A 20,473-nucleotide genomic window follows, 5' to 3' on the forward strand; every position below is an offset into this window, starting at 1 on the left:
TCGGGCAGGTGTCCGAGAGCGTCAACCGCACAGGTGACGATACGTACAGCCCTGGAGGCTCAAGGTGACGCGCAACAGCTACGAGAGCCGCGGAGGTCAGGCGTGACATCCGTCCTCGTCTGCGACGACTCCCCGCTTGCCCGAGAGGCGCTCCGCCGTGCGGTCGCGACCGTGCCCGGCGTCGAGCGCGTGACCACCGCGGCCAACGGCGAGGAAGTCCTCCGCCGTTGGGGCGCGGACCGCTCGGACCTGATTCTGATGGACGTGCGCATGCCCGGCCTGGGCGGCGTGGAAACCGTCCGCCGACTGCTCTCGGCGGACCCCGGCGCCCGGATCATCATGCTCACGGTCGCCGAGGACCTCGACGGCGTCGCGCTCGCGGTCGCCGCGGGTGCACGCGGCTATCTGCACAAGGACGCCTCGCGCGCCGAGCTGCGGGCCACGGTCACCCAGGCGCTCGCCGACCCGACCTGGCGGCTCGCCCCGCGCCGCCTCCGCTCGGCCGAGATGGGCGCCGCGCCCACCCTCACCGCGCGCGAGATCCAGGTCCTCGAAGGCATGAGCCACGGCCGGTCCAACGCCGAGATCGGGCGCGAGCTCTTCCTCTCCGAGGACACGGTCAAGACCCACGCCCGGCGCCTCTTCAAGAAGCTGGGCGCCTCGGACCGCGCCCACGCCGTCGCGCTCGGCTTCCGCTGGGGCCTGGTCCGCTGACGTCGCAGGCCACCCGCCGCATCCCCGTCCCCGTCCGCGTCCTTCGCGGGCCGGACGGGGTGGGCTTGTGTCACTTCCCCGCCGGATGACGCATCCTTGAGATGTGGAGTTCCTCGGGGACGAGTCGATCGAGCGGGAGGGGAGGGCGCGGGAGATGAGTGCCGGCGCACCTGCTCATAACGCTTCGGTGCACAACTACGGACGCGGTGCCACGGACGCGGAAGCGCCGGGGCACCATGGAGCGATGCGCGACGACGAGACCGCGGGGTCCCCCATGCCTGCCGGGCAGGGGGAGATCGGTGCGCTCGTCCACCGCGCGGTCGACGGCGACGCGCAGGCCACGCACGACCTCCTCGCGCGCGTCCACCCGCTCGCCCTGCGGTACTGCCGCACCCGCCTCAACCGGCTGCCCGGTGACGCGCGCCACTTCGTCGAGGACCTCGCGCAGGAGGTCTGCGTCGCCGTCCTGATGGCGCTGCCGCGCTACAAGGACACGGGCAGGCCCTTCGAGGCCTTCGTCTTCGCCATCGCCGGGCACAAGGTCGCCGACCTCCAGCGGGCCGCCATGCGGCACCCCGGGTCCACGGCCGTGCCCTCCGACGAGATGCCCGAGCGGCCCGACGACTCCCTCGGCCCCGAGGAGCGGGCCCTGCTCAGCGACGACGCCGAGTGGGCCAAGAAGCTGCTCGCCAACCTCCCGGAGAACCAGCGCGAGCTGCTCGTCCTGCGGGTCGCCGTCGGGCTCACCGCCGAGGAGACCGGGCAGATGCTCGGCATGTCCCCCGGCGCCGTCCGGGTCGCCCAGCACCGCGCCCTCAGCCGGCTGCGCGCGCTGGCGGAGCAGTAACCCGAGGCGTTCGGCGGTCGCCGTCCCCGTCGAGCGGCGTTCCTCGACCGACCCCGCCCGCCCCGGCCGGGGCGGTAAGTCCCGACGGCTCCCGTCGTCCCTTTCGTCCACGTGGGAACGTCCAAAGCCGCCCGCTGATCTTGCTCGTGGAATGAGACACCGCTCGGGCCCGTTAGCATGGACATCCCGCACCGATCAAGGCCATTTGGGAAGGTGTCATGACTGCCAACGTCGACGGAGTGCCCGACAAATTCGCGACACTCGGGCTGACCTACGACGACGTGCTGCTGCTGCCGGGAGCCTCCGAGGTCCTCCCGAACGCGGTCGACACCTCGTCCCGCATCTCGCGCAACGTCCGCGTCAACATCCCGCTGCTCTCGGCGGCGATGGACAAGGTGACCGAGTCCCGCATGGCCATCGCGATGGCCCGCCTGGGCGGCGTCGGCGTGCTCCACCGCAACCTGTCCGTCGAGGACCAGGTCAACCAGGTCGACCTGGTCAAGCGCTCCGAGTCCGGCATGGTCACCGACCCGATCACCGTGCACCCGGAGGCGACCCTCGCCGAGGCGGACGCGCTCTGCGCCAAGTTCCGCATCAGCGGCGTCCCCGTCACCACCCCCGACGGCAAGCTGCTCGGCATCGTCACCAACCGCGACATGGCCTTCGAGACCGACCGCGACCGCCAGGTCCGCGAGGTCATGACGCCGATGCCGCTGGTCACCGGCAAGGTCGGCATCTCCGGCGTCGACGCCATGGAGCTGCTGCGCCGCCACAAGATCGAGAAGCTGCCGCTCGTCGACGACCAGGGCGTCCTCAAGGGCCTCATCACCGTCAAGGACTTCGTCAAGGCGGAGAAGTACCCGAACGCCGCCAAGGACGCCGAGGGCCGCCTGCTCGTCGGCGCCGCCGTGGGCGCCAGCCCCGAGGCCCTGGAGCGCGCCCAGGCGCTCGCCGCCGCCGGCGTCGACTTCCTGGTCGTCGACACCTCGCACGGCCACAACAGCAACGCCCTGAGCTGGATGGCGAAGATCAAGTCCAGCGTCGACGTCGACGTGATCGGCGGCAACGTCGCCACCCGCGACGGCGCGCAGGCGCTGATCGACGCCGGCGTCGACGGCATCAAGGTCGGCGTGGGCCCCGGCTCCATCTGCACCACCCGCGTGGTCGCCGGCATCGGCGTCCCGCAGGTCACCGCCATCTACGAGGCCTCCCTCGCGGCCCGCGCCGCCGGCGTCCCGCTGATCGGCGACGGCGGCCTCCAGTACTCCGGCGACATCGGCAAGGCGCTGGCCGCCGGCGCCGACACCGTGATGCTCGGCAGCCTCCTCGCGGGCTGCGAGGAGTCGCCCGGCGAGCTGCTCTTCATCAACGGCAAGCAGTTCAAGTCGTACCGCGGCATGGGCTCGCTCGGCGCCATGCAGTCCCGCGGCCAGGGCCGGTCCTACTCCAAGGACCGCTACTTCCAGGCCGAGGTCTCCTCCGACGACAAGCTCGTCCCCGAGGGCGTCGAGGGCCAGGTGCCCTACCGGGGCCCGCTCTCCAACGTCCTGCACCAGCTCGTCGGCGGCCTCCGCCAGACCATGGGCTACGTGGGCGCGGCCACCGTCGCGGAGATGGAGTCCAAGGGCCGCTTCGTGCGGATCACCGCGGCGGGCCTCAAGGAGAGCCACCCGCACGACATCCAGATGACGGTCGAGGCGCCGAACTACAGCAGGAAGTAACGGAGCGCGACGCGTGGGGCGGTTCCGGCATGTGGCCGGAGCCGCCCCACGCGCGCGTGTCGGGGATACTGGTAGGCGCAGACGTAGAGGGAAAGGCCACACATCGTGACTGAGATCGAGATCGGGCGCGGCAAGCGCGGCCGCAGGGCGTACGCGTTCGACGACATCGCCGTCGTGCCCAGCCGGCGCACCCGGGACCCGAAGGAGGTCTCGATCGCCTGGCAGATCGACGCCTACCGGTTCGAGCTGCCGTTCCTGGCCGCTCCGATGGACTCGGTCGTCTCGCCGCAGACCGCCATCCGGATCGGCGAGATGGGCGGCCTGGGCGTCCTGAACCTCGAAGGCCTGTGGACCCGGTACGAGGACCCGCAGCCACTGCTCGACGAGATCGCGGAGCTGGACGAGGCCGCCGCGACCCGCCGCCTCCAGGAGATCTACTCCGCCCCCATCCAGGAGGAGCTGATCGGCAAGCGCATCAAGGAGGTGCGCGACTCCGGCGTCGTCACCGCCGCCGCGCTCTCCCCGCAGCGCACCGCCCAGTTCTCCAAGGCCGTCGTCGACGCCGGGGTGGACCTCTTCGTCATCCGCGGCACGACGGTCTCCGCCGAGCACGTCTCGGGCGCGGCCGAGCCGCTGAACCTGAAGCAGTTCATCTACGAGCTGGACGTCCCGGTCATCGTCGGCGGCTGCGCCACGTACACCGCGGCCCTGCACCTGATGCGCACCGGCGCCGCGGGCGTCCTGGTCGGCTTCGGCGGCGGCGCCGCGCACACCACCCGCAACGTCCTGGGCATCCAGGTCCCGATGGCGACCGCCGTCGCGGACGTGGCGGCGGCACGCCGCGACTACATGGACGAGTCCGGCGGCCGGTACGTGCACGTCATCGCCGACGGCGGCGTGGGCTGGTCCGGCGACCTGCCTAAGGCGATCGCCTGCGGCGCCGACGCCGTGATGATCGGCTCCCCGCTGGCCCGCGCCACGGACGCGCCCGGCAAGGGCCACCACTGGGGCATGGAGGCCGTCCACGAGGACGTGCCGCGCGGCAAGCTGGTCGACCTGGGCATCGTCGGCACCACCGAGGAGATCCTCGCGGGCCCGTCGCACACCCCGGACGGCTCGATGAACTTCTTCGGCGCCCTGCGCCGCGCGATGGCCACCACGGGCTACAGCGAGCTCAAGGAGTTCCAGCGCGTCGAGGTCACGGTGGCGGACGCGCAGCACAAGCGCTGACCTCCGCACGTATCTCCCCGCGCGCATCTCCGTGCGTACGGAGGAGGGGCCCCGCACCGGGTGGTGCGGGGCCCCTCCTCCGTATCCCCGCGGTGCTACTGGGCGGCCTTCTTGGCGCCCGAGAACGCGGCGAAGGCGGCGAGGCCGAAGAACAGGAAGGTGAGCGGGTCCAGGCCCTCCTTCCAGGCCGCCGTGATCACGTCGAAGTGGTCGAGGAAGAGCTCGGTGGCGGGGACGTTCAGCTCCTTGCCGCCGATGATCGCGAGCAGGATCAGCTCGCCGAGGTAGACCGCGCCGAGCGAGAGCACGGCGCCGGCCACCGGCAGCGCCGGATTGGTCCCGCCGACCTTGCCGGCCGCGAAGCCGACGACGAAGCCGACGCCGACGGCGGCCCAGCCGATCTCCCGCTCCACGGCGCCGGCGATGCCGCCGTAGGCCGCGGCGGCGACGAGGGCCGCGACGAACGCGGCCAGCAGGCCGAGGCCCACGTTGTCGCGGACGGGCGCGGGCGGCGGCGCCGCCGGGTAGGGCTGCGGCGCGGCGCCCTCGGCGAACGGGTTGCCGGACGGCGGAACGGGCTGGCTCATGCGGTGGATCCCCCCGGGGAACGGAACGCGCGAGCGCGCGTTCGAGAGGCCCGGAGACTAGCAGCCCGCTGTGACACCGGCACCGGAGTTACCGCGGCCGATCGGCCGGGCGGCCGGGCGGTCGTCGGCTCAGAGGCGGTGGGCCGCGCCCGCCGGGGTGGCGCCGCGGGTGTCCAGGAGGAGCTGGGCCTTCACCGACAGGCCCTGGAGGTCGTAGGTGCGGTGGTGCTGGAGCAGGACCGTCAGGTCGGCGTGGGCGGCGGCCTCGTAGAGGGAGTCGGCGCGGGGGACGGGGAGTTCGCGGACGCGCCAGTCGGGGACGTGCGGGTCGTGGTAGCTGACGGCGGCGCCCAGGTCCATCAGGCGGCGGGCGATCTCGTCGGCGGGCGAGCCCTGACGGTCGGGCAGGTCGGGCTTGTACGTGATGCCGAGCAGCAGGATCCTGGCTCCCCGCGCCGACTTGCCGTGCTCGTTGAGGAGGGCGGCGGCGCGCTGCACGACGTACCCCGGCATGCGCTCGTTGACCTGGCCCGCGAGTTCGACGAGACGGAGCGGGCGGTGGGCGCCGACGGTGTCGACGGGGACGCCGTGGCCGCCGACGCCGGGGCCGGGGCGGAAGGCCTGGAAGCCGAAGGGCTTGGTCTCGGCGCAGCGGATGACGTCCCACAGGTCGACGCCGAGCTCGTGGCAGAGGACCGCCATCTCGTTGACGAGGGCGATGTTGACGTGCCGGAAGTTGGTCTCCAGGAGCTTGACCGTCTCCGCCTCGCGGGGTCCACGCGCGCGTACCACCTTGTCGGTGAGGCGTCCGTAGAAGGCGGCGGCGGACTCGGTGCAGGCGGGGGTGAGGCCGCCGATGACCTTGGGGGTGCCGGCGTAGCCGCGGGTGCGGCTGCCGGGGTCGAGCCGGCCGGGCGAGTACGCGAGGTGGAAGTCGCGGCCCGCGCGCAGTCCCGAGCCCGTTTCGAGGACGTCGCGGAGCAGGCCCTCGGTGGTGCCCGGCGGGACGGGGGACTCCAGGAGGACGGTGGTGTGGGGGCGCAGCCGGGCGGCGAGCGCGCGGGCGGCGTCGGTGACGGCGGTGAGGTCGAGGGTCCCGTCGGGGCCGAGGTGGGTCGGGGCGCAGAGGACGGCGGTGCGGACCCGGCCGAGTTCGGCGGGGTCGTGGGTGGGGCGGAAGCCCCCCGCGAGCATCCGGCGGACCTCCGGGACGGTGAGCGGGCCGTCGACCGGGGAGCGGCCGGCGGCGAGTTCGGCGGCGGGCCGCGGGTCGGTGTCGTAGCCGATGGTGTCGACGCCCGCGGCGGTGGCGGCCTGGGCGAGCGGGAGTCCGTGGTGGCCGAGGCCGATGACGGCGAGATCAGCGGGCATGGGGGGTGGGCCGTCCTTCCCAGTAGCCGGAGGGGACGCGACGCGCAAGCCCGGTGGGCGGAACGGGTCGCACGCAATGTCAGACTAGGCGTAAATATGACCGTTATGTCGCATTGGGTGGCCGCAGGTCGCGGAGTGTTATCCACAGGCTGGTGGCGAGGCGGTGGCTGAAGTCGCCGGGGCGGGACAGAATCGAGCTGTGAGCCGGACCGCACGGTCCCGGCTCGCTCGCGGGAAAGGCCGTGCGCGGACTCGCGGGAAGGCCTGTGTGCGGGAGCCGGGCGCGGGAAGCCGTGTGCGGGAAGGCCCGCGCGCGGGAAGGACGGGGGAACGACGGGAGGCGGCAGACGTGAGGACAGCGACACTGGGACCGGCCGAGCGCACCGAGGCGCTCGTCGCCATGGCCGAGCGCGAGCTGGACGTGCTGGTCGTCGGTGCCGGAGTGGTCGGCGCCGGGACGGCCCTCGACGCCGTCACGAGAGGGCTCTCCACCGGCATCGTCGAGGCCCGCGACTGGGCCTCGGGCACCTCCAGCCGGTCCAGCAAGCTCATCCACGGCGGCCTGCGCTACCTGGAGATGCTGGACTTCGCCCTGGTGCGGGAGGCGCTCAAAGAGCGCGGCCTCCTCCTGGAGCGGCTCGCCCCCCACCTGGTGAAGCCGGTCCCCTTCCTGTACCCCCTCCAGCACAAGGGCTGGGAGCGGTTCTACGCCGGATCCGGCGTCGCGCTGTACGACGCGATGTCCCTCTCCTCCGGGCACGGCCGGGGCCTGCCCGTCCACCGGCACCTCTCCCGGCAGGGCGCCCTGCGCGTCGCCCCCTGCCTCAGGAAGGACGCCCTCGTCGGCGCCCTCCAGTACTACGACGCCCAGATGGACGACGCCCGCTTCGTCACCACCCTCGTGCGCACGGCCGCCTCCTACGGCGCCAGGGCCGCCAGCCGCGCCCGGGTCGTCGGCTTCCTGCGCGAGGGCGAGCGGGTCGTCGGCGCGCGCGTCCAGGACGTCGAGGCCGGCGCCGAGTACGAGATCCGGGCCCGGCAGGTCGTCAACGCCACCGGGGTGTGGACCGACGACACCCAGGCCCTCATCGGGGAGCGCGGCCAGTTCCACGTCCGCGCCTCCAAGGGCATCCACCTCGTCGTGCCCAAGGACCGCATCCACTCCACCACCGGCCTGATCCTGCGCACCGAGAAGTCCGTCCTCTTCGTGATCCCCTGGGGGCGCCACTGGATCGTCGGCACCACCGACACCGACTGGGACCTCGACAAGGCCCACCCGGCCGCCTCCAGCGCCGACATCGACTACCTCCTGGAGCACGTGAACACGGTGCTCGCCACCCCGCTCACCCGCGACGACGTCGAGGGCGTCTACGCCGGTCTGCGCCCCCTGCTCGCCGGCGAGTCGGACGCCACCAGCAAGCTCTCGCGCGAGCACACCGTCGCCCACCCCGTCCCCGGCCTGGTCGTGGTGGCCGGCGGCAAGTACACGACGTACCGCGTGATGGCGAAGGACGCCGTCGACGAGGCGGTCCACGGCCTCGACCAGCGCGTCGCCCCCTGCGTCACCGAGGACACCCCGCTCCTCGGCGCCGAGGGCTACCGGGCCCTGTGGAACGCGCGGGCGGGCATCGCCGCCCGGCACGGACTGCACGTCGTGCGGGTCGAGCACCTCCTCAACCGGTACGGCTCCCTGACGCAGCAGGTCCTCGACCTGATCGCCGAGGACCCCCGGCTCGGCGAACCGCTCCCGGCGGCCGACGACTACCTGCGCGCCGAGATCGTCTACGCCGCCTCCCACGAGGGCGCCCGCCACCTCGACGACGTCCTCACCCGGCGGACCCGGATCTCCATCGAGACCTTCGACCGGGGCACGCGCAGCGCCCGCGAGTGCGCGGAGTTGATGGCCCCGGTCCTCGGCTGGGACGCCCACCAGATCGACAAGGAGGTCGAGCACTACGAGAAGCGGGTGGAGGCCGAGCGCGAGTCGCAGCGCCAGCCCGACGACCTGACGGCGGACGCCGCCCGGCTGGGGGCGCCGGACATCGTGCCCCTCTGACCGCCCCGGGACGCCTCTGTGCTTGTGCCCGTGGACAACTGACGGAACGTCCGGTCCGGCGGGGCGCCCGGGTCGTCCGCATACCGGTGGGAACCTGGGAGGCGCGCGGCGGCGTCGTCATCCCGGAGTGCGGACCCGGGGGCGCCACCGGTCCCGAGGTGAGGGACAATGGGCTCTCTTCCAGGGCGGGTTAACGCATCACGCGGGAAGCGGCAGACGCGGCGAAGACCAGGGATCGCAGAGGGGACGCATGTCGGAGGCGGAGCAGTCGCGGGACACGGCGAAGGACCCCGGGCGGGACGCCGCGGGGGCCGCGACCGACAGCGACCGAGGAACGGTCCCGGCCGCGCGCGAGCCGGAGCGGGACGCGCGGGTCGAACGGGGTGCGCAGACCCCGGAGAACGGCGCGGAACGGGAACCGGGCGGCGGGGCCGCCGAGGCCGCTTCCGGGGACGGGGCCGTTTCGGAGGAGGGGTCCGTTTCGGGCGGTGTGGGCGGTCCGGGTGATGCGGGCGATGCGGGCGGGAAGTCCGCTTCGGGTGACTCGGGCGACTCGGGCGTGAAGGGCGTCGGGGATCCGCGGTCTGACGCCGCGACGGGTTCCGGAGCGGGTGACGCGGCGGCCGGTGCCGGCGCGGCCGGGCGGCTGCGGGGGACCGAGCCGTCGACCGGGCGGGCCGGGTTCGGCGCCGGGGACGGCGACGGCGGCAGCGGCCGCGGGACGGCCGCGACCGGCGCGGCGCGCGGCGGCGACAAGCTCCGCAAGGCCCCCGCCGGCGAAGGACGGCTGCTCGCGGGCCGCTACCGCCTCGGCGCGGTCCTCGGACGCGGCGGCATGGGCACGGTGTGGCGCGCCGTCGACGAGACCCTCGGCCGTACCGTCGCCGTGAAGGAACTCCGCTTCCCCAGCAGCATCGACGAGGACGAGAAGCGGCGCCTCATCACCCGGACCCTGCGCGAGGCGAAGGCCATCGCCCGGATCCGCAACAACGGCGCCGTCACCGTCTACGACGTGGTCGACGAGGACGACCGCCCGTGGATCGTCATGGAGCTCATCGAGGGCAAGTCCCTCGCGGATGCCGTGCGCGAGGACGGCACGCTCACGCCCCGGCGCGCCGCCGAGGTCGGCCTCGCCATTCTCGACGTGCTGCGCTCGGCGCACCGCGAGGGCATCCTGCACCGCGACGTGAAGCCCTCCAACGTGCTGATCGCCGAGGACGGCCGCGCCGTCCTCACCGACTTCGGCATCGCCCAGGTGGAGGGCGACCCCTCGATCACCTCCACCGGCATGCTCGTCGGCGCCCCCTCGTACATCTCGCCGGAGCGCGCCCGCGGCCACAAGCCCGGCCCGGCCGCCGACATGTGGTCGCTCGGCGGCCTCATCTACGCGGCGGTCGAGGGCAGCCCGCCGTACGACAAGGGCTCCGCCATCGCCACCCTCACGGCGGTGATGACCGAGCCCGTCGACCCGCCGAAGAACGCGGGCCCCGAGCTGGAGAAGGTCATCTACGGCCTCCTCGCCAAGGACCCGGCGCAGCGCCTCGACGACGCCGGCGCCCGGGTCCTACTGCGGGCCGTGCTCGACGCCCCGGACCCGGTGCCCCCGGTCTCCCCCGAGGTCACCCGGGTCGTACCGCTGCCGCCCGTCCCCGGGCCGGCGCCGGCGGTTCCGCCGGCCGACCGGGGCGGGGCGCCCGACGCGGCCGCCGACCGGATGCGGGGCGCCCTGAAGTCCGTGCGCAACGCGGCGGCCTCCGCGAAGGCCGAGCCGCGGTCGAGGACCGCGCCGAGCACGCGGCCCGCGCCGATCCAGGGCGGCGGCAGGCAGGCCCCGGCCCGCGCGTCGCTGACCGACGTCGTGTCGCGCCGCACCCTGGTCGTCATCGCCGCCGTCGTGGTCGTCGCCCTGCTCGGGACGATCCTGGCGGTCTCCCTCGGCGGCGGGGGAGACGAGGGCAACCAGGGCAAGGAGGGCACCACGGCCTCGGCCGGCGCCTCCGCGGGCGGTGACGGCTCCGACGGTGCGGGCGGGTCCGACGGCGGCAAGGGGCAGAACCCGGCCGACCCCGGTCAGCAGGGCGGCGCGCAGCCCGGCGGCGACGGCGCCGACGGATCGGGCGGCACCGACGGCGCGACGGGTGCGACCGGTTCGACGGGAACGACGGACGGCGGGAAGGGCGCCACGCCGTCCGGCAAGCCCGACGGCGGCACCGGTGGCACCGGCGGCGGACTGCCCGCCGGGTACGCCCTCGTCACCAGCGACCGCTTCCACTTCTCCATGGCCATGCCCTCGACGTTCCGGCTGAGCACCATCCCGGGGTACTCCCTCGGCGGGATCTTCAGCGAGAACGGCGGCTTCCCGCGCGTCCAGGTCGACTACAACAACAGCCCGAAGGACAACGCGGCGAGCGCCTGGGAGCTGGCCAAGATCGGCGTGGCCGCCACCAGCAAGGACTACAAGCACCTCGGCATACGGCCCGTCTCGTACAAGGGCTACCCGTCCGCCGCCGACTGGGAGTTCGAGCGCACGCAGAAGGGCGTGCGCGTCCACGTGCTCAACCGCGGCTTCAAGGCGGACTCCACCCGGGGCTACTCCATCATGGTGAGCTGCGCGGCGGACGAGTGGAACGGCGAGGAGTGCCGGACCCTGCGGGAGACGGCGTTCGCCACGTTCAGCCCCAAGGAGTGACCGGTCCCCCGTATCGTGGGGATCCGGGGGTCGTACGCAATCGAACAGAGCCGCTGACCGCACGGCCCCGTACCGGACCGACCGGAACCGACGGACTCGCGTGATCCCGCACGATCCGGGGTACCCGGGAGGCCACGGGGGACAGCGTGCGCGTGGGGAGGCGTCGTGGACGACTACGCGGGAAGGGTGCTCGCGGACCGCTACCGCCTGCCGCTGCCGCCGGAGGACGGGGCCGGGGACGGGCACGACCTGACGGAGACGCGGGCCTTCGACACGTACAGCGGGCAGGAAGTGCTGGTCCGTCAGGTCCCGCTGCCGGAGTTCGTCGACGCCGAGGTGCTCGACGGAGCGGGACCCGGTGGCCCCGGCGGCTTCCGGGGCGGCGGGGGGCGGGCCACCCGCCGGCCCGCCGAGCCCGTCGTGCGCCGGGCGATCGAGGCGGCCCAGGCCGCCGCGCAGATCCCCGACCACCCCTTACTGGACCAGGTCTTCGACGTCTTCGCGGAGGCCGGTTCGCTGTGGATAGTCAGCGAACGCGTGGCGGCGGCCCGGCCGCTGGCCGCCCTCCTCGCCGAGCGGCCGCTCAACCCGTACCGGGCGGCCGAGATCGGCGCCGACGTCCTCACCGCCCTGCGCGCGCTCCACGCCCACGGCTGGGTGCACCGGAACATCACCTCCCGCACCGTCCTCGTCTGCGACGACGGCCGGGTGGTCCTCTCGGGCCTCGCGGTCGGCGCCGCCGAGGAGGCCCTCTGCGGCTACGCGCCGGTACCGGAACAGGACCTGCCCGACGAGTTCGCGTACGCGCCTCCGCCTCCGGCGGGGGTGGAGACGGACGAGGAGACCGACCCGGACCCGTACGCCCCCGACCCCTACGGGTCGGACCCGTACGCCTCCGACTCCCACGGACCGGAGACGTACGAGGCGGAGACGTACGAGCCGGGGGTGTACGAGGCCGAGACGTACGAGCCCGGGGTGTACGAGGCCGGGCCGTACGAGCCGGACGCGGACGAACCCGAGACGCACGGGGCCGGCGCGTACGCCCTTGAGCCGTACGAGCCGTACGAGCCGGACACGTACCGGCCGGAGGCGTACGAGCAGGACACCTACGCGCCGGGCACGTACCAGCCGGAGGCGTACGCGCCCGAGCGGTACGCGCCCGAAGGACTCACGCCCGTCGAGGAGTACGGCTCCGAGGGGTACGGCTCCGAGGAGTACGGCTCCGGAGCGGCATACGGCTCCGGGACGCACCGTCCCGAGGAGCACCGGTCCGAGCCGTACGCGCTGGAGGCCCCCGGCGGGGCCCGGCAGACCGGTGACGGGACGGACCACGCGGACAGCGGCACGGACGACGGCGCGGACGGCAGGGCCGGCGAAGGCCCCGAGGCCGGTGGTTCCGCTCCGGGGCCCCGTCCCGCCCCCGACGCCTACGGCTCCGACCCCTACGGGAAGTCGGCGGCACCCGCCGCGGCGCAGCCCCCGGCCACGCCGCCCACCGCCGACGTGCGGGCCGCGCGGGCCGGGGCCATCGCCGCCTACCGGGCCGGTGCGCGGGCCGCCGCCCGGCTCGGCGAGACGGGGGCGCTGCCCGTGCAGCGGCCCGCGCCCCCGGAGACGCCGGGGCCGCCGCCCCCGCCGACCGCGCAGGCGGAGGGAGCGCCCGAGCCGCAGTGGTGGGCGCGGGTGGCGGACGACGAGGACGACGAGGACGAGGGCGACGAGCCGTACGGCGGCGGCCTCCGGAACGACCCGCCGCGCGCGATGCTGACCGGCAGTTGGAGCGACGGCCCGCACGCCTCGCGGGACGGCTCCGGGCCGATACCGGCCGGCGGCGGCTCGGGCCCCGGGCGCGGGCCGGTGCTGCCCGGCTCGGGGCGCCCGGCACTGCCCGCCGGGTACCGGGCGGCGGATCCGGGCACCGGGCGCCTCCCGGTGCCCGCCGGCGTCCCGGAGCCCCGGCGGGAGGAGCCGGCGACGGGCCCGGCCGAGTCGTACCGGGGTCCGGCCACGCGCCTGGCGGCGGAGCGGGCCCGGCAGACCCGGATCGCGGTCGTCGGCGCCGTCACCGAGCGCTGGGCGCCCGAGCAGGCCGGCCCCGTCCACGAGAACTGGCGCCTCGCCGCGCCCATCGGCCCCGCCACCGACCTGTGGGCGCTCGGCGCGCTCCTCTACCGCGCCGTGCAGGGCCACGCCCCCTATCCGGAGGACAGCGCGGCCGAACTGGTCCAGTTGGTCTGCGCCGAGCCGCCCGCCTTCGCCGAGGAGAGCGGGCCGCTGCGCCCGGTCGTGGAGTCGCTGCTCCGTCAGGACCCGACCGAGCGCCCCGACTTCGAGGAGCTGCGCGGCTGGCTGCGCTCCCTCGTCCGCTCGGCGCCCGAACCGGAGGCCGGTGTCGGCGTCGTACCGCTGCCGTCCGACGGGGCGCGGCTGCCGATCGTGCGCCGCCGCGGCGAACTGGTGCGCCGGCGGCGCAGGGGAGAGGGCGCGGGCCGCCGCCGTCACAAGCGGGGCAAGGACCCGCGCGCCGCGGTCCGGCACGAGCCCGAGCCCGCCCGCGTCCGCGAGTACGCGCGCGTACCGGACGATTTCCGCGAGGAGTCCGACGGCGGGTACCACGAGGAACTCCCGCAGCGCGCCCCGCGCGCGCCCCGGTCCCCGCGCCCCCCGCGCACCTCCTCCGGATCCTCGGGCTCCCCGCGCTCCCTGGGCCGTACGCTCCTGCTCCTGGTCTTCCTCCTGCTCGCGGGGGCCGTCGCGTACGCCGTCCTCTTCATGCCCCGCGAGGGGGAGGAGCCCGCCGGTCAGGGCGCGCCCACGACCGGGCCGGCCCCCGTCACCACCGCGCCGGACGACGGCGGCGACACCCCGGCCCCGACGACGGGCGCCCCCTCCCCGACCACCCCGCCGGCCACGACCCGGCCCCCGGCGGATCCGTCGGCCCCCGCGCTCGCCTCCGGGTACGCCCTGCGCCAGGACCCGGAGGGGTTCCGGATCGGGGTGCCGAACGGCTGGCGGCGCAGCCCGATCAACGACGCCGGACAAGTGCGGTACACGGGTGGCGACTTCACGATGATCGTGGTCCCCGGCCGGGACGGCGTGAAGGACAACGGCGCCGACCCGCTGGCGTACCAGAACACCCGGGAGCGCGAGCTGGAGCCCTGGCGGGCGTCCAGTTGGGCGGGCGCGGAGCGGACGCTCCGGGTCGACATCGGCAACACCGCGACCGCCACGGGAAGTTACTGGTGGCTGGACGGCACGGGGCGCGAGGTGTTCGTCCGCAACCTCGCCCTGATCGACGGCGGCCGCTACCACGTCGTGCAGGTCATCGGCCCGTACACCGAGCGGGACAAGGTCTCCGAGATCTACGAGCAGGCCACGAAGGCGTTCCGTCCGGGCCGTTGAAGCGGTTCCGTCCGGGACGCCGGGGCGGTGCCGCCCGGGCCGCCGCGCCCGTTTCGGGCCGGCGGCCCCCGGTCACAGTGCTGTTCCTATGACCGCCCCGAGGTTTCGCGGTCCGTGCCCCCCTCCGTAACCTGGCGTCAGAGGGAACGGGCGGGGGCAAGTGGAACATTCACAGGGCACAGGGGCGGGGCTGCTGCTCGCCGGGCGCTACCGGCTGGGCGAGTCCATCGGACGCGGCGGCATGGGCAAGGTCTGGCGCGCGCACGACGAGGTGCTGCACCGCGTGGTGGCGGTCAAGGAGTTGACGGCGGGCCGGTTCGTGGCCGAGGCCGACCGGCTCGTGCTGCACGCCCGTACGCAGAAGGAGGCGCGGGCGGCCGCGCGGATCACGCACCCGGGCGTGGTGACCGTCCACGACGTCCTGGAGCACGACGCCCGCCCGTGGATCGTCATGCAGTACGTCGACGGGCCCTCGCTCGCCGACGCCGCCAAGGAGTCGGGCACCGTCGAGCCGCGCGAGGCGGCGAGGATCGGGCTGCACGTCCTCGGCGCGCTGCGCGCCGCGCACGCGGCCGGGGTGCTGCACCGGGACGTCAAGCCGGGCAACATCCTGCTCGCGCGCGACGGGCGCGTCCTCATCACCGACTTCGGGATCGCGGCGATCGAGGGGGACTCGACGATCACCCGGACCGGCGAGATCGTCGGGTCCATCGACTACCTGGCGCCCGAGCGGGTGAAGGGCGCCGACCCCGGTCCCGCCTCCGACCTCTGGTCGCTCGGGGCCACGCTCTACACGGCGGTGGAGGGCACCTCGCCGTTCCGCCGCAGCTCCCCGATCAGCACCATGCAGGCCGTGGTGACCGAGGAGCCGCCGCACCCGGAGAAGGCCGGGGCGCTGGCCCCCGTCATCGTGGCCCTGCTGCGCAAGGACCCGGAGCGGCGGCCGCGCGCGGACGAGGCCGGGCGGATGCTGCTCGAAGCGATGGAGGGGCGCGCGCCGGCGTCGGCGCAGGCGTACGTGCCGACGCAGCGGGTGGTCAGGGAGGACGTGGACCGGGCGGAGGACGCGGGCGGCGGGAACGCGCCGGTGGACGGGGCGCGTACGTCCGACGAGGCGCGTACGGCGGATCGGCCGCACCGGTCGGAGCCGGGAACCGCAGGAGCGGCGGGGTCCGCGGGGACCACGGAGGCCGCCCCGCGCGGTTCCACCGCCCAGTGGCCCCGGCCGCCCCGGACCCTCGGGCAGCCCCCGGTCCCCTCGCCGTCCCGCACGGTCCCCGCTCCGGCGCCGCACTCCGTCCCTCCGCCGCCCACCGGCCGGGGCCGCCGGCGCGCCGTCGTCCTGGCGGCCCTGCTCGCCGGGCTCGTCGCGGGCGGCGCCGTCTTCGCCGCCATGCAGTACGCGGGCGGCGGCCGCGACGTCGAGGGCACCGGGCGGACGACCACCGCCACGGCCCCGACCACGACCCCCTCGGCCAAGGCCGAGGGGAACAACGGGATCCCCGAGGGGTGGCACCGCGTCGACGACCCGGAGGGCTTCAGCCTCCTCGTCCCGGACGGCTGGAAGCGGCAGATCACGGACGGCCAGATCGACTACACCCCGGACGGCGGCAACCACCGCATCCGGATCAGCGTCGACCGCAGCCCCGACTTCGAGAGCCCGTACGTGCACGCGCTCGACCTGGAGGGCGCCCTGGGGAAGCGGATGCACTACAAGCGGATCCAGCTCTCCCAGAAGGTCTACCGGGACCAGACCCTCTCCTGCCTGTGGGAGTTCACCTGGACCGAGAAGAAGAACTTCCCGGGGCCCCGGCACGCGATCGACCAGATGTACTACGGCGACGACGGCACCGAGTACGCCGTCTACATGTCCTCGCCGGAGTCGAGCTGGGAGACGACCCGGAAGCAGTTCGACATCGTCCTCCGGCACTGGCGGGAAACGGGGGAGCAGGGAGCGGAGCAGACGGGCGGGTGAAGGCCGGAAAATCTCCGTGACCGGCCCTCGGTATCCGTAAGCCGCTGATCAGGGCTTATGTGCCAGTGATCGCTGGCGCGATGTGCGGCCCCGGTGAAAACGCGTTACCGACGGGTACCCAAAGGGCGGAAGGCGCCTTACGCTCGCCCTCATGACGGACTCGCAGGCCCCCGCCGCCCCTTCGGCTCCCGACGCCCCCGCCACCGCCCCCGCGGCGCGGACCGGGGCCACCGCCCCCGCCGGGGCGACCAACCCGGTCGCGCCCGCGCCCGCCGGCGTCCGGACCGCCGCCGACGTCGTGACACCCGACCTGGTCGCCCGGCTCGTCCGCGGCGTGGTCGGCTCCGGCCGGACCGCCAACCACACCCCCTTCACCGGGGAGAAGCTGGCGGACCTGCCCGAGTCCACCCCCGAGGACGTCACCGAGGCCTTCGCCCGCGCCCGCGCCGCCCAGCCGGCCTGGGCCGCCACGCCGGTCCGCGCCCGCGCCGCCGTGCTCCTGCGCTTCCACGACCTGATCCTGGAGCGGCAGGCCGAGGTCCTCGACCTCATCCAGTTGGAGACGGGCAAGGCGCGCCTGCACGCCCACGAGGAGGTCCTGGCGGTCGCCGTCGCCGCCCGCCACTACGGCCGCAAGGCCCCCTCCTACCTGCGCCCCCGCCACCACACCGGCGTCGTGCCGACCCTCACCAAGGTCACCGAGCTGCGCCAGCCGCGCGGGGTCGTCGGCCAGATCGCCCCCTGGAACTACCCGCTCGAACTCTCCGTCGGCGACGCCCTGCCCGCCTTCGTCTCGGGCAACGCCGTCGTCATGAAGCCCGACACCGAGACCGCGCTCACCGCCCTGTGGGCCCGCGACCTGCTCGTCGAGGCCGGTCTTCCCGCCGAGGTCTTCCAGGTCGTCCTCGGCGAGGGTCCGGTCGTCGGCCCCGAGGTCGTCCGGCACGCCGACTACGTCTCCTTCACCGGCTCCACCCGCACCGGCCGCGAGGTCGCGCAGGGCGCCGCCGCCCGCCTGGTCGGCGTCTCCCTCGAACTCGGCGGCAAGAACGCCATGCTCGTCCTGGCGGACGCCGACGTCGAGAAGGCCGCCGCCGGCGCCATCCGCGCCTGCTTCTCCTCCGCCGGACAGCTCTGCATCTCCATCGAGCGCCTGTACGTGCACGAGTCCGTCGCCGACGACTTCGTCGCCCGGTTCGCCGCCCGGACGAAGGCGATGCGGCTCGGCACCTCCCTCGCGTACGGGGCCGACATGGGCTCCCTCGTCGGCGAGCGGCAGTTGGAGACCGTCAAGCAGCACGTCGAGGAGGCCGTCGCCAAGGGCGCCAGGCTGGTCGCGGGCGGCGTCGCCCGCCCCGACGTCGGCCCCCTCTTCTACGAGCCGACCATCCTCGACGGCGTCGAGGCCCCGATGGCCGTCTGCCACGAGGAGACCTTCGGCCCGGTCGTCTCGATCTACCGCTTCACGGACGAGGACGAGGTCGTCGAGCTCGCCAACGCCACCCCGTACGGCCTCAACTCCTCCGTCTGGACGAAGGACTCGCGCCGCGGCCACGCCGTCGCGGCCCGACTGCGCACCGGCACCGTCAACATCAACGAGGGGTACGCCCCCGCGTACGGCAGCGTGCAGGCCCCGATGGGCGGCATGAAGGACTCCGGGCTCGGCCGCCGCCACGGCTCCGAGGGCATCCTCAAGTACACCGAGGCCCAGACCGTCGCCCAGCAGCGGCTGATCCCGCTCGCGCCCTCCTTCGGGATGGACGACGAGAAGTACGCGGCGTTCATGAGCCTGTCCCTGAAGGCGATGAAGGCCCTGCGCCTGCGCTGAGGGTTCCGGGCCCCCGCCGGTGGCGGGGGCCCGCACCGTTCCCCTTTCCACCCCTTTTTCCGTACTCCGTACGAGGAGAGCCATGACCGCGGTACCCCCTACCCACCATCAGGAGCAGGCGGAGGACGGCGCGTACGACTACGACGTCCTCGTCGTCGGCTCGGGCTTCGGCGGTTCGGTCACGGCCCTCCGCCTCACCGAGAAGGGCTACCGGGTCGGCGTCCTGGAGGCCGGGCGCCGCTTCACCCGCGAGACCCTGCCGAAGAACTCCTGGGACCTGAAGAACTTCCTGTGGGCCCCCGCCCTCGGGCTCTACGGCCTCCAGCGCATCCACCTGCTCGGCAACGTCATGGTGCTCGCGGGCGCCGGCGTGGGCGGCGGCTCCCTCAACTACGCCAACACCCTCTACGTACCGCTCAAGGCGTTCTTCGACGACCCGCAGTGGAAGGACATCACGGACTGGGAGGACGAGCTCCGGCCGTACTACGACCAGGCCAAGCGGATGCTCGGCGTCCGGCTCAACCCGACGATGACCCCCTCCGACGTGCACCTGAAGTCGGCCGCCGAGGCGATGGGCATCGGCGACACCTTCCACATGGCACCGGTCGGCGTCTTCTTCGGTGACGGCGAGGACGCCGACGGGAAGACCAGGGCGAAGCCCGGCGGCGAGGTCGCCGACCCGTACTTCGGCGGCGCGGGCCCCTCCCGGCGCGCCTGCGCCGAGTGCGGCGAGTGCATGACCGGCTGCCGCCACGGCGCCAAGAACACCCTGAACGAGAACTACCTGTACCTCGCCGAGAAGGCGGGCGCGACCGTCCACCCCATGACGACGGTCGTCACCGTCACCGAGGACTCGCGCGGCGGCTTCGCGGTGAAGACCCTGCCCACCGACGACCGGAAGAAGGGGAAGGGCCGGACGTTCACCGCCCGCCGGGTCGTGATCGCGGCCGGCACGTACGGCACGCAGACCCTGCTCCACCGGATGAGGGACACCGGCCTGCTGCCCCGGATCTCGGACCGGCTCGGCGAGCTGACCCGCACCAACTCCGAGGGCCTGGTCGGCGCGCAGACCACCGACCGCCGCTACCGCAGGAAGCACGGCGGGGGGAGGGCCGACTTCACCCGGGGCGTCGCCATCACCTCCTCCGTCCACCCCGACGAGAACACCCACATCGAGCCGGTCCGGTACGGCAGGGGCTCCAACTCGATGGGCAGCCTCACCGTCCTCCAGGTGCCCTACGGCGCCCACCGGGTGCGCAACTGGGTCCTCAACCTGCTCCGGCACCCCGCGCTCGCCGCCCGCTCGCTCTCCAACCGGAAGTGGTCGGAGCGGACCATCATCGGCCTGGTCATGCAGTCCCTCGACAACTCCCTGACCACCTACCGCAAGTCCGGCGGCCTCGGAAAGGGCCTGCTCACGGCCCGCCAGGGGCACGGGGCGCCGAACCCGGTCCAGATTCCGGCGGCCACCCGGGCCGCCACCCTCCTCGCCGAGGAGATCAACGGCTTCGCCGGCTCCAACGTCGGCGAGCTGATGGGCACCCCGCTCACCGCGCACTTCCTGGGCGGCTGCCCGATCGGCGCGGACGCCGCGTCCGGCGTCATCGACCCGTACCACCGGCTCTACGGCCACCCGGGGATCTCCGTCGTCGACGGGGCGGCCGTCTCCGCCAACCTCGGCGTGAACCCGTCCCTGACGATCACCGCCCAGGCGGAGCGGGCCATGTCCTTCTGGCCGAACAAGGGCGAGGAGGACCCGCGCCCGGCGCAGGGGGAGGGGTACGCACGGCTCGCGGCGATCGAGCCGAAGTCCCCCGCGGTCCCGGCCGAGGCCTTCGGCGCGCTCCGGCTGCCGTTCCTGGGGATGCCGAAGGTCCCGTCGAAGGCACTGCCGGACGTTCCGCTCGAGGTCCCGTCGAAGCAGTCGGAGTAGTCGGAGCGGTCGGAGTGGTCGAAGCGGTCGAAGCAGTCGGCGCAGGAGTGAGCAAGGCCGGAACGGCGGAAACAGAAAGGGCGCTGCATCCCCCTCCGAATGCAGCGCCCTTCCGGCTTC

The 20,473-nt window shown here is 74.1% G+C and carries 12 protein-coding genes; 10 read left to right on the top strand and 2 right to left on the bottom strand.

The genetic code is table 11. The features are described from left to right. Positions 1–102: 102 nt before the first annotated feature. The 4 genes from ACFYNX_RS16815 to ACFYNX_RS16830 all read left to right on the top strand — a co-directional run bounded on the left by ACFYNX_RS16815 (position 103) and on the right by ACFYNX_RS16830 (position 4,512). Positions 103–714: a response regulator transcription factor gene (locus ACFYNX_RS16815; protein WP_003948568.1), complete on the top strand. Its 612-nt coding sequence runs from the start codon at positions 103–105 to the stop codon at positions 712–714. 244 nt (positions 715–958) lie between these two features. Further along, complete coding sequence (locus ACFYNX_RS16820; protein WP_030209129.1) at positions 959–1,561, top strand: sigma-70 family RNA polymerase sigma factor; 603 nt, start codon at positions 959–961, stop codon at positions 1,559–1,561. A gap of 218 nt (positions 1,562–1,779) precedes the next feature. Further along, positions 1,780–3,282 (top strand): IMP dehydrogenase, encoded by a 1,503-nt coding sequence (gene guaB, locus ACFYNX_RS16825; RefSeq protein WP_030209131.1) that lies wholly within the window; start codon positions 1,780–1,782, stop codon positions 3,280–3,282. Between the two features lie 105 nt (positions 3,283–3,387). Continuing rightward, the gene (locus ACFYNX_RS16830; RefSeq protein ID WP_125659941.1) at positions 3,388–4,512 is read left to right on the top strand and encodes a GuaB3 family IMP dehydrogenase-related protein; all 1,125 of its coding nucleotides are present in this window, start codon (positions 3,388–3,390) and stop codon (positions 4,510–4,512) included. Positions 4,513–4,607: 95 nt separating this feature from the next. On the opposite strand, the gene ACFYNX_RS16835 is transcribed toward ACFYNX_RS16830, so the two are convergent. Together ACFYNX_RS16835 and ACFYNX_RS16840 are read right to left on the bottom strand one after the other, a co-directional pair. Then, complete coding sequence (locus ACFYNX_RS16835) at positions 4,608–5,099, bottom strand: hypothetical protein (protein WP_365542500.1); 492 nt, start codon at positions 5,097–5,099, stop codon at positions 4,608–4,610. A 129-nt stretch (positions 5,100–5,228) separates the two neighbouring features. Further along, positions 5,229–6,470, bottom strand: coding sequence for a nucleotide sugar dehydrogenase (locus ACFYNX_RS16840; RefSeq protein WP_388662120.1), 1,242 nt, complete (start codon positions 6,468–6,470; stop codon positions 5,229–5,231). A gap of 349 nt (positions 6,471–6,819) precedes the next feature. Here ACFYNX_RS16840 and ACFYNX_RS16845 point away from each other — a divergent pair, with 349 nt between their 5' ends. The 6 genes from ACFYNX_RS16845 (at position 6,820) to ACFYNX_RS16870 (ending at position 20,353) form a co-directional block, all read left to right on the top strand. Next, positions 6,820–8,526: a glycerol-3-phosphate dehydrogenase/oxidase gene (locus ACFYNX_RS16845; RefSeq protein WP_125659951.1), complete on the top strand. Its 1,707-nt coding sequence runs from the start codon at positions 6,820–6,822 to the stop codon at positions 8,524–8,526. A gap of 250 nt (positions 8,527–8,776) precedes the next feature. Next, positions 8,777–11,215 carry a serine/threonine-protein kinase gene (locus tag ACFYNX_RS16850; protein WP_388662122.1) on the top strand — a complete coding sequence of 813 codons (2,439 nt, stop codon included), beginning with the start codon at positions 8,777–8,779 and terminating at the stop codon, positions 11,213–11,215. Positions 11,216–11,380: 165 nt separating this feature from the next. Next, positions 11,381–14,617 (top strand): serine/threonine protein kinase, encoded by a 3,237-nt coding sequence (locus tag ACFYNX_RS16855; protein WP_388662124.1) that lies wholly within the window; start codon positions 11,381–11,383, stop codon positions 14,615–14,617. A gap of 160 nt (positions 14,618–14,777) precedes the next feature. Continuing rightward, the gene (locus ACFYNX_RS16860) at positions 14,778–16,592 is read left to right on the top strand and encodes a serine/threonine-protein kinase (RefSeq protein WP_388662126.1); all 1,815 of its coding nucleotides are present in this window, start codon (positions 14,778–14,780) and stop codon (positions 16,590–16,592) included. 151 nt (positions 16,593–16,743) lie between these two features. Beyond that, positions 16,744–18,420: a succinic semialdehyde dehydrogenase gene (locus tag ACFYNX_RS16865; protein WP_388662128.1), complete on the top strand. Its 1,677-nt coding sequence runs from the start codon at positions 16,744–16,746 to the stop codon at positions 18,418–18,420. A gap of 82 nt (positions 18,421–18,502) precedes the next feature. Continuing rightward, positions 18,503–20,353 (top strand): GMC oxidoreductase, encoded by a 1,851-nt coding sequence (locus ACFYNX_RS16870; protein WP_388662130.1) that lies wholly within the window; start codon positions 18,503–18,505, stop codon positions 20,351–20,353. Positions 20,354–20,473 lie beyond the last annotated feature (120 nt).

The organism is Streptomyces sp. NPDC007872 (assembly GCF_042868165.1).
In the GTDB taxonomy this organism is placed as follows: Bacteria; Actinomycetota; Actinomycetes; order Streptomycetales; family Streptomycetaceae; genus Streptomyces.